Annotated in this window: 10 protein-coding genes; 5 read left to right on the top strand and 5 right to left on the bottom strand. The window is 71.6% G+C overall.

Features of this window, described 5'->3' with window-relative positions; genetic code table 11:
- Together VH969_RS18120 and VH969_RS18125 are read left to right on the top strand one after the other, a co-directional pair.
- A partial coding sequence (locus tag VH969_RS18120; protein ID WP_331975666.1) for a DUF5753 domain-containing protein occupies nt 1-673 on the top strand: 673 nt, incomplete at its 5' end.
- Entirely contained in the window at nt 621-818 is a 198-nt protein-coding gene (locus VH969_RS18125) for a DUF397 domain-containing protein (protein ID WP_331975668.1), read from the top strand. The genes VH969_RS18120 and VH969_RS18125, both read left to right, overlap by 53 nt.
- Here VH969_RS18125 and VH969_RS18130 read toward each other — a convergent pair.
- Together VH969_RS18130 and VH969_RS18135 are read right to left on the bottom strand one after the other, a co-directional pair.
- Nucleotides 796-1,452, bottom strand: coding sequence for a potassium channel family protein (locus tag VH969_RS18130; protein WP_331975670.1), 657 nt, complete (start codon nt 1,450-1,452; stop codon nt 796-798). The two genes, VH969_RS18125 and VH969_RS18130, sit on opposite strands and share 23 nt — an antisense overlap.
- Nucleotides 1,453-2,118 (bottom strand): potassium channel family protein, encoded by a 666-nt coding sequence (locus VH969_RS18135; protein WP_331975672.1) that lies wholly within the window; start codon nt 2,116-2,118, stop codon nt 1,453-1,455. It abuts the gene before it with no gap.
- A gap of 106 nt (nt 2,119-2,224) precedes the next feature.
- On the opposite strand from VH969_RS18135, the gene VH969_RS18140 reads away from it, so the two are divergent.
- Together VH969_RS18140 and VH969_RS18145 are read left to right on the top strand one after the other, a co-directional pair.
- Nucleotides 2,225-4,228 carry an APC family permease gene (locus VH969_RS18140; RefSeq protein ID WP_331975674.1) on the top strand — a complete coding sequence of 668 codons (2,004 nt, stop codon included), beginning with the start codon at nt 2,225-2,227 and terminating at the stop codon, nt 4,226-4,228.
- Nucleotides 4,225-5,379 (top strand): class I SAM-dependent RNA methyltransferase, encoded by a 1,155-nt coding sequence (locus tag VH969_RS18145; RefSeq protein WP_331975676.1) that lies wholly within the window; start codon nt 4,225-4,227, stop codon nt 5,377-5,379. The genes VH969_RS18140 and VH969_RS18145 overlap by 4 nt, the downstream gene beginning before the upstream one ends.
- Nucleotides 5,380-5,508: 129 nt before the next feature.
- Here the strand turns inward: VH969_RS18145 and VH969_RS18150 are convergent, their stop codons facing one another.
- Together VH969_RS18150 and VH969_RS18155 are read right to left on the bottom strand one after the other, a co-directional pair.
- Nucleotides 5,509-6,423, bottom strand: a complete 915-nt coding sequence (locus VH969_RS18150; RefSeq protein ID WP_331975678.1) for a hypothetical protein — start codon at nt 6,421-6,423, stop codon at nt 5,509-5,511.
- A gap of 39 nt (nt 6,424-6,462) precedes the next feature.
- Entirely contained in the window at nt 6,463-10,686 is a 4,224-nt protein-coding gene (locus tag VH969_RS18155; protein ID WP_331975680.1) for a hypothetical protein, read from the bottom strand.
- A gap of 110 nt (nt 10,687-10,796) precedes the next feature.
- Between VH969_RS18155 and dxs the strand changes: the two genes are divergently transcribed.
- The gene (gene dxs, locus VH969_RS18160) at nt 10,797-12,722 is read left to right on the top strand and encodes a 1-deoxy-D-xylulose-5-phosphate synthase (RefSeq protein ID WP_331975682.1); all 1,926 of its coding nucleotides are present in this window, start codon (nt 10,797-10,799) and stop codon (nt 12,720-12,722) included.
- Between the two features lie 2 nt (nt 12,723-12,724).
- Here the strand turns inward: dxs and VH969_RS18165 are convergent, their stop codons facing one another.
- Nucleotides 12,725-13,159: a MerR family transcriptional regulator gene (locus tag VH969_RS18165; protein WP_331975684.1), complete on the bottom strand. Its 435-nt coding sequence runs from the start codon at nt 13,157-13,159 to the stop codon at nt 12,725-12,727.
- Nucleotides 13,160-13,177: the final 18 nt, after the last annotated feature.

A 13,177-nucleotide genomic window follows, 5' to 3' on the forward strand; every position in this document is an offset into this window, starting at 1 on the left:
GGCGCGGCACGCCACCGAGCGCGGCTGGTGGCAGGACTTCGGCGACCGGCTCCCACCCGAGCTTCGGACGTTAAGCGACCACGAGGACTCGGCTCTCGCGATCACCAACTTCGAGAACGCGGTCGTGCCTGGTCTGCTGCAGACGCCCGAATATGCGAGGGCACTGATCTCCACAACGCCGTCGATTCCCGAGTCGGAACTAGAAGCGCGGGTGCTCGCCCGTAGTAGGCGCCAGTTGATCTTTGACAGGCAGTTCCCCGCGAGGTTCCGGTTCTTCATCGACGAATACGTGATCACGCGGACGGGTCCAGGCAAGCAGATCATGTCCGATCAGGTGCACCACCTGCTTCGGATGTCGGTGCGCCCGTACATCGAGATCCGAGTGGTCCCAGACGCTGTCGGTTTTCACGCGGGCCACAAGCCCTTCAAGCTCATGGAGTTCACCGAGATCAAGCCCGTTGTCCACCTCGAGAACCAGACGTCCGTGTTGTTCCTCGAGCGGGACGACACCATCGCCGCGTACCGCAAGGAGATCATCGAGCTAGGTAAGGTTGCGCTGGATAAGGACCGGTCCCGCAGCTGGCTTGCCGACGTGGCAAGCAAGCTGGGAGAGGAACGCCATGCGCACCGCCCAGCCGCAATCTTTGAGCTGGAGGAAGAGTTCTTGGAGTGACCCCAACGACTGTGTAGAGCTGGCCTGGCCGGAGGCGGCAGGGGCCGTTCGCGACTCCAAGAACGCGGACGGCCCGATGCTCCTGCTCGACCGGGTGGCACTGACGGGCCTGGTCGCCTGGGTCAGTAGCCGAGCGCCTTCCTGATCTCACCTTCGACGTCCGCCGAGGCCACGAACAGCAACTCGTCGCCGGCCTCGAGCGGGTCGTCGGGCTGCGGCACGATCACGCGCCCGCCGCGCAGGATCGTGACCAGCGCGGCGTCCTTGGGCAGCACGACATCGCGCACCGCTCGTCCGGCGAGCGGGGTGTCGTCGGGCAGCGTGAGCTCGACGAGGTTCGCCTGACCCTGCCGCAGCGTGAGGAGCCGCACGAGGTCGCCGACCGAGACGGCCTCCTCGACCATCGCGGCGAGCATGCGCGGCGTGGACACCGCGACGTCGACACCCCAGGCCTCGGTGAACAGCCACTCGTTGGCTGGGTCGTTGACCCGCGCGACGACGCGGCGCACGGCGAAGACCGTCTTGGCGAGCAGCGAGACGACGAGGTTGACCTTGTCGTCGCCGGTGGCGGCGATGACGACGTCGCAGAGCTGCATGCCGGCGTCCTCGAGCGAGGAGAGCTCACAGGCGTCGGCCAGGACCCACTCGGCCTGCTCGACGGTGTGCGGCTCGAACTGGCTCTGCAGCCGCTCGATGAGCATCACCTGGTGGTCGCCGGCGATGAGCTCGGCGGCGATGGAGCGGCCCACGGCGCCGGCCCCGGCGATCGCGACGCGCATCTAGGAGGCCTCCTCGGGCGGTTGGCCGGCGGCGTTGCTGACGTCGCTGATCGTCCCCGAGAGGGCGGAGACGTACACCTGGTCGTCGGCCTGCACGACGGTCTTGAGGTTGGGCAGCACGCCGGTGCCGAACCGCATGATGAACGCGACGCGTGCGCTGATCGCCTGCTCGAGCTCGGCGACCGTGTGGCCGACCCAGCCCTCGTGGACGGGCAGCTGCACGATCGCGACCTTGCCGGTGGGGTCGCGCCACGCGGACGCGACGCCGTCGGGCAGCAGCGTGCGCATGAGCCGGTCGGTCGTCCAGGAGACGGTCGCGACGGTCGGGATGCCGAGCCGTTCGTAGACCTCGGCGCGCTTGGCGTCGTAGATCCGCGCGACGACGTGGTCCACGCCGAACGTCTCGCGGGCCACCCGTGCGGAGATGATGTTGGAGTTGTCGCCGCTGGACACGGCCGCGAAGGCGCCCGCGCGCTCGACACCGGCCTCGATCAGGACTTTCTTGTCGAAACCGACGCCGACGACCTGCTGGCCGTGGAAGTCGGTGCTGAGCCGGCGGAAGGCCTGCGGATCCTTGTCGATCACGGCGACCGTGTGGCCGAGGCGCTCCACCGCGGCGGAGAGCGACGACCCCACGCGGCCGCAGCCCATGATCACCACGTGCACGACCAGGCCTCCTCCGATAGCGCTTCCACCGAGTTAGGGTGGTGTCAGGATGAACCTACCGGTGGCTACTCCGAACCGGTGACGCGACCGCATACCCTCTTCACTCGTGCCCAAGCTCGCATCCGTGGCGAAGCGCCTGCTGGTCGGCCGGCCCTTTCGGACCGACCGGCTCAGCCACACCTTGCTTCCGAAGCGCATCGCCCTGCCGGTGTTCGCGTCCGACGCCATGTCCAGCGTCGCGTACGCGCCCGAGGAGATCCTGCTGACGCTGTCGGTGGCCGGCGTCGGGGCGTACGTCTACAGCCCGTGGATCGCGCTGATCGTGGCCGTCCTCATGATCGCGGTGGTGGCGTCGTACCGGCAGAACGTGCACGCCTATCCGTCCGGCGGCGGTGACTACGAGGTCGCGACGGTCAACCACGGCCAGAGATGGGGCCTCGTGGTCGCGAGCGCGCTGCTCGTCGACTACGTGCTGACGGTGTCGGTGTCGATCTCCTCGGCGGCGGCGAACATCGGGTCGGTCGTGCCCTTCGTCGCGACGCACAAGACGGAGTTCGCGGTCGGCGCGATCGTGGTGCTGACCGCGATGAACCTGCGCGGCGTGCGCGAGGCGGGCGTGGCGTTCGCGGTCCCGACGTACGCGTTCGTGGCCGGCATCCTGGCCATGGTCATCTGGGGCTTGACGCGCGCGTTCCTGCTCGGCGACACCATCTCCGCGGAGAGCGCGGACTTCAAGCTGCTGGAGGAAGGCGACCACCTCACCGGGTTCGCGCTGGTTTTCCTGGTACTGCGCGCGTTCTCGTCCGGTAGTGCGGCGCTTACCGGTGTCGAGGCGATCTCTAACGGCGTGCCCGCGTTCCGCAAGCCGAAGTCCCGCAACGCGGCGACGACGCTGCTGCTGATGGGTTCGATCGCGGTCGTGATGTTCCTGGGGCTGATCCTGCTGGCGTCGCTGTCGCGCGCGAAGATCGCGGAGGACCCGGCCACGCAGCTGATCAACGCGCCGGCCGGCTACGAGCAGAAGACGTTGGTGGCGCAGCTGGCGGACGCGGTGTTCGGCAACTTCGACCCGGCGGTGTGGTACGTCATCTTCTTCACCGGCCTGATCCTGGTGCTGGCGGCCAACACGGCGTTCAACGGTTTCCCGGTGCTGGGCTCGATCCTGGCGCAGGACCGGTACCTGCCGCGGCAGCTGCACACCCGCGGTGACCGGCTGGCGTTCTCGAACGGCATCATCGGCCTGGCGTTGTTCGCGATCGTCCTGGTGATCGCGTTCGACGCCGAGGTGACGCGGCTGATCCAGCTGTACATCGTGGGCGTGTTCGTGTCGTTCGTGCTGAGCCAGAGCGGCATGATCCGCCACTGGAACCGGCTGTTGCGGGCAGACCCGACGGCTGCCGAGGCACGCCGGATGAGGCGGTCCCGGGCGGTCAACGCGGTGGGCCTGTTCATGACGGCCACGGTCCTGGTGATCGTCCTGATCACGAAGTTCACGCACGGTGCCTGGATCGCGATCGCGGCGATGGCGGCCATCTACGCGCTGATGACCGCGATCCGCCGGCACTACGACCGGGTGGCGGCGGAGCTGCGCGAGGTGGAGCTGAACAAGTCGTCGGCCACGCTGCCGTCCCGCAACCACGCCATCGTGCTGGTGTCGAAGCTGCACCTGCCGACGCGCCGCGCGCTGGCGTACGCCCGGGCGACCCGCCCGGACGTGCTCGAGGCGGTCACGGTCAACGTCGACGAGGCGGACACGCGCGCGCTGGTGGCGTCGTGGGAGAAGGAAGACTTCTCGGTCCCCCTGAAGGTGGTCGAGTCGCCGTACCGGGAGATCACGAAGCCGGTGCTCGACTACGTGAAGCGCGTCCGCACGGACAACCCGCGCGACGTGGTCACCGTCTACATTCCCGAGTACGTCGTGGGCCGCTGGTGGGAACAGTTCCTGCACAACCAGAGTGCGTTGCGGCTGAAAGGCCGCCTGCTGTTCCAGCCGGGCGTGATGGTGACGTCGGTGCCGTGGCAGCTGGCCTCGTCGGAGCGCGTGCGCGACCGCTACGAGGTGGCCCCGGGCGCCGTCCGCCGTGGACTGTCCGGAAAGGACAAACGGTGAGCTCGTGGCTCGGTCGCCGCTTCCAGGCCACGGTCGGCCCGGTCGCCCACGGCGGCCATTGCGTCGCGAGGCACGAGGGCCGCGTGGTGTTCGTCCGCCACACGCTCCCCGGCGAGGAAGTGGTAGTCGAGGTAACGGAGGACAGAGGCGGCTCCTACTGCCGGGCCGACGCGGTCCAGATCCTGTCCCCGTCACCGGACCGCGTGACCCCGCCGTGCCCGGTAGCCGTTCCCGGCGGCTGCGGCGGCTGCGACTTCCAACACGCGACACCGGCGCTGCAGCGTTCCCTGAAGGCGACGGTCCTGTCGGAACAGCTGTCGCGCCTGGCCGGTCTGTCGGTGTCGGTGGCGGTGGAGGAGTTGCCCGGCGGTCCACTGGGCTGGCGCACGAGAGCCCGCCTGACAACGGATGCGTCCGGCCGTCCGGGTTTTCGAGCGCACCGGAGCCACCGGGTGATTCCGATCGACGGATGCCCGATTTCGGCGCCGGGAACGGTCGACCAGGTGGTAGGCCAAACCTGGCCACCGAACTCCTCGGTGACGGTGGCGGTGGACGCCACGGCGACGACCCACATAGGCCCGTCGGCAGCGGAGGAATCGGCGGCCCGCCGCACCTGGCAGGTCCCGGCGGAGGCGTTCTGGCAAGCCCACCCCGACGCGGCGGACGTCTACGCGGAAGTCGTGGCGGCGTGGGCAGGTCTGTCTCCCGGCAATGCCGCGTGGGACCTGTACTGCGGGGTCGGCCTGTTCGCCTCAGTCCTGGCAACAGCGGTAGGCACGGCGGGCGAAGTTATAGCGGTGGAGTCGACTCCGGCCGCGGCCCGAGCCGCCGCCGACAATCTCTCCGACCTCCCGCAGGTACGAATCTTCGAAGGCAGAGTGGAAGCAGTCCTCGCGGCCGGCATAGGCCGAGCCCCGGCGATCGTGGTCCTGGACCCACCCCGCACCGGTGCGGGCCGCAAGGTAGTGGAAGCAATAGCCGCCCGCGCCCCCGAGCGAGTCATCTACGTGGCCTGCGACCCGGCCGCCCTCGCCCGCGACGTGGCCACCTTCGCCACACAAGGCTACGAGCTGAAGAACCTGCGAGCGTTCGACGCCTTCCCGATGACCCACCACATGGAATGCATTGCCCTACTGGGCAAAACCACGTAGGAAATGGTCGGAATTGGTCGGGAATGGTCACTGTGGACAACCACGCAGTGGTGGCAACCGATTGCCGGTGCTCGTCATCAGGCTGGAATCGGGGGCCGGAGTGCGCCGTTCGCCGGCCGCGAGGGCGGGTTACCAGGCAGGCTGACCCGGATATCCGGAGCCGCGGTGGTGCTGGAAAGACATCGATCCGCCGTTGGGCGGCATTCCTGGCTGCTGAGGCGGCGGCGGGAAACCCGGCCGCGGCGGTGGGCCGGGATAGGGAGACTGCGGCGGAATGTGGGGACCGGGCTGCGGAACTCCGCCGGGCATACCGGGCTGGGCGGCACTCGGCTCGCCCGTCTGTCTGCCGCCCGGTTGCCCCGGCACCTGACCGTATCCGCCGGGCTGATCACCACCGGCCGGCCCGCCGGGCTGACCCCCGCCCGGTTGCGCGGGGCCACCACCCGGCTGCGCGGGGCCACCACCCGGCTGCCCGGGTCCACCAGCCTGGCCGCCCGGTTGCCCCGGCCCGGACTGACCAGCTGATCCCTCCGCACCCGGCGGCCCCGGCCGGCCCGGCGCGTCGACACCGGACTGGCCCGTCCCGGGCTGACCACCGCCCGGAGCCTCCCCGGCGGCCCGCCGCCGCAACCAGTCCGGGATGTGCTCCTCCGACCGTGGAAAGAACCGCAGCTCGTCCGCGAAGCCGATCGGTGGCGGCACCCGGCGCCACCGCGGCTCCACGTCCGGCTCGAACTCCGCGTTGAAGCTGCTCGGCGGGTCCAGCTGGTACAGCGCCGACAGCCACGTCCCCCGACCCGGCCGGTACATCCCCTGCCGCAGCTTGCCGAGCCCGTCGACGACCTCCATCGGCGGCCGCACCGTCCGCGTCACGCCGTCCGGGCCCGTGACGTAGACGTCCACCTCGATGTGCCGACCCGCCGACCGGTACTCGGCGCGCACGTGCCGCCAGCCCTGCCCCGCCACAGCCAGCAAGGCGCGACCCACCTGCCGGGTCAGCTGATCTTGTTCCGCCTGGTCCATCACAGGCTGCGGCTCGGTCACTAATCCCCACCTCTGGTATCCCCTTTGGTGGGCAGAACCTTACCGGGTCGGTCCATCACCCAGCGTTGGGTTTGGACCGAACGACAGTCCGAGCTGGAACGGATGCATCGGCCACGTCGCGACAGCGAACCTGGTCAGAAGCCCGGCCGCGCGCATCGTCCGGTCCGTGGCCGGCGACGCCAGTAACTGTGTGTCGCCGTCAACAGGTTGTTGGTCACGCCACACCGGCGCCCCGTGCGGCACCGGTGACGTCTCCACAACGGAGTGCCACTCGCGACCGTCCGTCCGCAGCATGATCAGTACGACGGGCGTCACCGGGACGTGCCAGCCGCCGGTCTCGATCGCCACGAACTCGCCACGCTGTCCGGCCGCGACGACCACGTCGCCGATCCAGCTGTACAGCTCGGACATCGCCTTGTCGTCCGCCGCGCGGTACGCCTCGTCCTCGGACGCGGGGATCAGCTGCGTGCTCGCGCCACCGAGATTTCCCTGGCCGTTGCGGTGCCGGTCCAGCAGGAACAGCTTGTTCGTGTCCGGCGCGAACAACGCGGCCTCACGAAACCGCTTGTTGTCGATCTCGGTACGCGACTCGACGCCCGTGCCGAGCCGGCTGCGCAGTCCGGCCGGATCGGTCAACCGCCAGAAGCTGACGGACTCGTTGTGCCACAACGGCACGTAGCCGCCGATTGGCAGTCCGATGAGGACGGTATGCATAACGTCACCGGGACTGGCGGGCGACTGCGGTCTTCCCGGCGAAATTCCAACCGCCTGGGGTGAGCCGATCGGCTCACCCCGCCCCGACGGATAGGCGGTGCCTGACGCCATCGATCGGCCGACAGGGTTCGATTGGGCCGGAATCGGAACGTTCGGAGCGGCGGGAAACGCGCTCGCGGAGCCGGGTGAGTGGCCGGGAAACGCGTCGGGCGGGACGGCCGCGAACGTGCCGGAACGGTTCGGATTCGCGAACGCGGCCCCGCCCCCGTCGGGCGAGGCCGGAGCAAACGTGCCGGACCGACTGGCGGCGCCGGCGGGCGCGCCGGGGAAGGCGCGATCGGCCATCGAGTCGGGCGAGACGCCGGGGAAGGCGCCGGACCGCATCGCATCGGGCGAGACCCCGGGAAAGGCGCCGGACGGGTTGGCCACCGAGTCGGGCGGGCCGCCGGGGAACGCGCCGGGCCCGTTGGCCGCCGGGCCGGGCGATCCGCCGGGGAATGCTCCGGACCGCATCGCGTCGGCCGAGGCACCGGGGAATCCGCCAGCACGCATCGCGTCCGGTGACGCGGCGAAGGCACCGGACCGATAGGCGGCGGCGTCGGGTGGGCCGCCGGGTAATCCGCTGCGGGTGGGGTCGGGTGATGCGGCGGCGAAGGTGCCGGATCGGTTGGCGGCGATGTCGGGTGGGCCGCCGGGTAATCCGCTGCGGGTGGGGTCGGGTGATGCGGCGGCGAAGGTGCCGGATCGGTTGGCCGCGATATCCGGCGAGCCACCGGGGAATGCGCTTCGGCTCGGGTCGGGTGATCCGGCCGCGAAGGATGGGTTGGCGGCGTTCGGCGAGCCGCCGGCGAACGCACGACCGCGTGTCGGATCCGGTGACGCGGCGAAGGACCCGTTGGCGGCGTCGGGCGAGCTGCCGGGGAATGCACCGCGCGCCGGGTCCGGTGACCCAGCGGCGAACGTCCCGGACCAGTTGGCAAGGGCGTCGGGCGAGCTGCCGGGGAAGGCGCCGGAGCGTGTCGGGTCGGGTGATGCGGCCGCGAACGTGCCCGAACGGTTGGCCATCGAGTCGGGGGAGGCGCTCGGGAAGGTGCCGGACCGGTTCGCCGTGGCGTCGGGCGACGCGGCCCCGCGGGTCGCGGCCGCGATCGGGTCGGGCGGGAAGATGCGGGAGCCGGGGAGGTCTGGCGCGGGGAACGACCCGGAGCGGGCCGGGTTCGCGAGGGCCTCGGGCGAGCCGGTGGCGGGCGGCGGCTGCGGGTTGGTCGGCGGCGCTGAGCCCGGCCTGGCGCCCGTCGGCTCCGGGCCCGTACCCGGGAACGCAGGGGCGACCGAGTCAGGCGCGGAGCGCGAGAACGGGGGCAGCGCGCCGGGCGTGATGTCGGTCGAGTCCGTCGCGTTGTTCCCCGTCGCGCCTGGTGCGGGCGGGAAGATCGGCGCCGCGGGCAGCGACCCCGGCCGGATGTCCGTCGACGCGGCCGACGGGTCAGGGAACGGCGACGCACCGACCGTCGGCGAGTCGATGCCGGGTGGGCGCCGGCTGCTGTTGGTCACGTCGGTGGTCGCCAGCGGATCGGCGCGCGGCACGACCCGGCGGTCGTTGGGCGCGCCGGTTTGGGGCACCGGCGTCGAGCCCGCCGGCTCCGCGGGGAACACCCGCCGGGCGGCATCCGGTGACGGATACCCGTCGGGCGAGACGATGCGGTTCGCGCCGGCGGGGAACGTTCCGGGCGTGCGCTCGAAGGAGGCCGGGCCCAGCGCCAGCCGCTCCACGGGACCACGCGGATCACCGCCCGGCCGGGCCAGTGGACCGGAGTTCGAGCCGCCGGGCCGCGCCCGCGGGTCCGACCCGTTGGCGGGCCGCCCGACCGGGGCGGCGCCGGGCACGGCCATCGGATCGGTGCCGTTGCCATGGCGGCCGACCGGCTCGGCGCCCGGCCGTCCCATGGGGTCGGTGCCGTGGCGGCCGAATTGGTCGCCGCCGGGGTGTGCCGTGGCGGCGCTGTTGCCATGGCGGCCGGCCTGGTCGCCGCCGGAGTGTGCCATCGGATCGGTGCCGTTGCCGTGGCGGCCGAGCTGGTCGGCGGCGGGACGTGCGGTCGGGTCGGCCCCGTTGCCGGGACCTCCGAGCGGCTCGGCGCCCGGCCATCCCATGGGATCGGCGCCGTGGCGAACGAGTTGGTCGCCACCGGGGTGTGCCATGGCGGCGCCGTCGCCGTGGCGTCCGGGCACGTCAGTGCCGGGGCGTGCGGTCGGGTCGGACCCGTTGGCGCGCCGCCCGGCCGGCTCGGCGCCGGGCGCTCCCATGGGATCCGCGCCGTTGCCGTGGCGGCCGACTGGTTCCGCGCCGTGCCGGCCGGGCTGGTCGGCGCCGCCTCCGGTCGGACGGCGAAGCGGCCCGGAAGTCCTACCGGAAGGTCGTGCCAACGCATCCGCGGAGTCCCCGCCGCGCGGCGAGCTCAGCTGGTCGGAGCGTGCGAAGAGCCGATCCATCGGCGAGCCCGCCGGCTCGGAGCGCACCTTGGGCGACTCCAGCGGCGGCACCTTCAGGTCGTCCGGGCTGGGCATCCGGTGCGTCGCGCTCTGCGAGTTCGCCTTCTCCTCCTCCGCCGCCCGGCGGCGGTGGGAGGCGCGCGCCCCGATCGTCTCGGCGGCCGGTTCCGACGACGGCCTCGACGACGGCCCCGACGATGGCACCGACGACGGCCGTGATGACGGCACCGACGACGGCTCCGGGTCCGGCGGTGGCACCTGCCACGCCGACGCCGAGTCCAGCTTCGACCGCCGCGGCGCGCGCGGTGAGTCCGGGCGCGACCGGCCGTTGACCTGCGCGGACTCGCCGCGATCCGGCTTGGCATGCGCGCCGCTGTCCGGGTCCCGGCGCCCGTTGTTCACCGCCGGGGGGAGCGCCGGACGCTCGACCGCCTGGTGGTAGTCGGTGTGGTCGTTCGGGCCGGGCCCGCCCAGCGTGAACGGCGGCAGCTGCGCGAACGCCGGGTCGATGCGCGCCGTGGCCATCGTGCGGTTGGCCCACGCCCGGGCCCTGCTCAGCGGGTGGTCGGGGAACCGGCCGTCCCACCGCTCCTCGTCGCCGACGTGCCACGGCAGCCGGCCCTCGAGCGCCGGCGCGTAGGGATGAGGTCGGACGAACGCCCCGGGCCCGACCTGTCCGATCACCGCGGACTCCCGGACACCGGTCGGCGAGCCCTCGGCGCACTGGATGCGCAGGACGGCCGAGCAGTTCGCCTTCGCCACGGTGAACGCCGCGATGAACGCCTGCCCGGACTCCTGGTCCGGAATCGGCAGCTTCAGCAGCTGGTACAGCGTCGGCACGGAGTCGATCGTCACGACGTGTGCCTCGATGAGCGCACCGATCTCCGCCGTCTCGAGAGCCAGACGGTGGCGCAGGAGCGGCAGGTCGTCGAGCGGCGCCGGCAGGTCCGGAACCAGGTCGATGTAGGTCAGGCTGACCTGGTCCCCGGTCCGTGGACAGAACCACGTGCGCTCGTCGTACTGCTCCATTCCGGAGGTGTCGAATGCGACAGGCACGCCCTGAGTGTAGGGGCGAGGCACTCCTCGCGTGCGCTCGTAGACTGGCCGCAACCGGCCCAGACTTGCGAGCCGCCGGCGATGGCGGCCAGAAACCGAGGTGACCAGCGGTGACCGACCATGCGAGCCTGCTCGAGTCCGTGCACGGACCGGCCGACCTGAAGCGGCTGAGCCCGGAGGACCTGACCCGGCTCGCAGCCGAGATCCGCGAGTTCCTCGTTGACAAGGTGACAACGACCGGTGGCCACCTCGGCCCGAACCTCGGCGTGGTCGAGCTGACGATGGCCATCCACCGGGTGTTCGACTCCCCGAGGGACGCGATCGTCTTCGACGTCGGGCACCAGGCGTACGTCCACAAGGTCCTCACCGGCCGCCGGGACGAGTTCGACTCGCTGCGCCAGCAGGACGGCCTGTCCGGCTACCCGAGCCAGCACGAGAGCGAGCACGACCTGGTCGAGAACAGCCACGCGTCGGCGGCGTTGTCCTATGCGGACGGGCTGGCCAAGGGGTACGAGCTGCGTGGTGAGCGCCGGCACGTGGTCGCGATCGTCGGCGACGGCGCGCTGACCGGCGGCATGTGCTGGGAAGCCCTCAACAATATCGCCGCCGGCCGCGACCGTCCGATGGTCATCGTGGTCAACGACAACGGCCGCTCGTACTCGCCGACGATCGGCGGGCTGGCCGACCACCTCGCGTCGCTGCGGCTGCTGCCGAGCTACGAGCGTGCGCTCGAGGGCGGCAAGCGGGTGCTGCAGGGGACGCCGGTCGTGGGGCGGCCGATCTACGCGGCGCTGCACGCGGCGAAGCGGGGGATCAAGGACGCGCTGAGCCCGCAGATGATGTTCGAGGACCTGGGCCTGAAGTACTTCGGCCCGGTCGACGGGCACGACATGGGCGCGCTCGAGGCGGCGCTGCGCCGGGCGAAGGAGTTCGGCGGCCCGGTGATCGTGCACGCGGCGACGTGCAAGGGGCGCGGGTTCCCGCTGGCGGAGAACGACGAAGTCGACCAGATGCACCAGACGGACCCGATCGACCCGGTGACCGGCAAGCCGACGACCGCCAAGGGCGCGACGTGGACGTCGGTGTTCGCGCAGGAGATGGTGCGGATCGGCGAGCACCGCCCGGACGTCGTGGCGATCACCGCGGCGATGCTGCGGTCGGCCGGGCTGGCGCCGTTCGCGGAGGCGTACCCGGACCGCTGGTTCGACGTGGGGATCGCGGAACAGCACGCGGTGACGTCGGCGGCCGGGCTGGCGATGGCCGGCCTGCACCCGGTGGTGGCGATCTACTCGACGTTCCTCAACCGGGCGTTCGACCAGATGCTCATGGACGTGGCGCTGCATCGCCTGCCGGTCACGGTGGTGCTCGACCGCGCGGGGATCACCGGGCCGGACGGCGCGTCGCACCACGGCATGTGGGACCTCTCGGTGTTCGGCGCGGTGCCGGGCATCCGGATCGCCGCGCCGCGCGACGCGGGCACGCTGTCGGAGGAGCTCGGCGAGGCGATCGCGATCTCGGACGGCCCGACGGTGCTGCGCTTCCCGAAGGCGTCGGTGGGCGCGGACATCCCGGCGCTGGAACGCCAGGGCACCGTGGACATCCTGCGCTGCCCGGCCGGCGAGGGACACGTGCTGCTGGTGACCGTGGGCGCGTTCGCCGAGCTCGGCCTGGCGGCCGCGGACCGGCTGGAGGACCAGGGCATCGGCGTCACGGTCGTGGACCCGCGCTGGGTGACCCCGGTGCCCCCGGCGCTGGTGGAGCTGGCCTCGGTCCACCGCCTGGTGGTGACCGTCGAGGACGGCGGCCGGCACGGCGGCTTCGGGTGGGCGCTGGCCGCGGCGCTGCGCGATGCCGACGTGGAGACGCCGCTGCGCGACCTGGGGATCCCGCAGGAGTTCCACAGCCAGGGCACCCGCGCGGAGGTCCTGGTCCGGCTCGGCCTCACAGCCCAGCAGGTCGCGCGCAAGGTGACCGAGTGGACGGTGGACCGGATCGGCGAGCCGGCCCCGGCACAGCACGTCCGACCGGAAGGCTGACCTCACCCCGCGTTCGGTGCCCACAGCTGGTCGGCGTCGCCGGCGGCGAGCCGGCCGCGGTACACGTCGATCTTGTGGTCGATGAGCTTGAGGCAGTCCTGCAGTTCGGCGATCTTGGCGGTCACGTCCGCGCGGTGGGCCTCCATGAGCTCGAGCCGCTCCTCCTCGTTGCCCTGACCCGCGCGGACCAGCTCGGCGTAGCGGCGGATCAGCTTGATCGGCATGCCGGTGGCGCGCAGCCGCGTGCAGACGAGGATCCAGTCCAGGTCCAGCTTGCGGTAGCGGCGACGGCCGCCCGCCGTGCGGTCGACCGTCGTGACGACCAGGCCGGCTCGCTCGTAGTAGCGCAGCGTGTGCACGCTGACCCCGGTGCGGCGCGCCGCCTCGCCGATACTCAGGCCCGCGGCGGGGATGGCGTTCGGCTTGACTTCGAGCACGCTCTAGATCCTAGCTTC

This window comes from Actinophytocola sp., assembly GCF_036555685.1.
Lineage (GTDB): Bacteria > Actinomycetota > Actinomycetes > Mycobacteriales > Pseudonocardiaceae > Actinophytocola.

Excerpts from the sequence above, each read along its gene's own strand:
- VH969_RS18125 (WP_331975668.1), top strand. The coding sequence starts at position 621 with ATGCGCACCGCCCAGCCGCAATCTTTGAGCTGGAGGAAGAGTTCTTGG.
- VH969_RS18130 (WP_331975670.1), bottom strand. The coding sequence starts at position 1,452 with ATGCGCGTCGCGATCGCCGGGGCCGGCGCCGTGGGCCGCTCCATCGCC.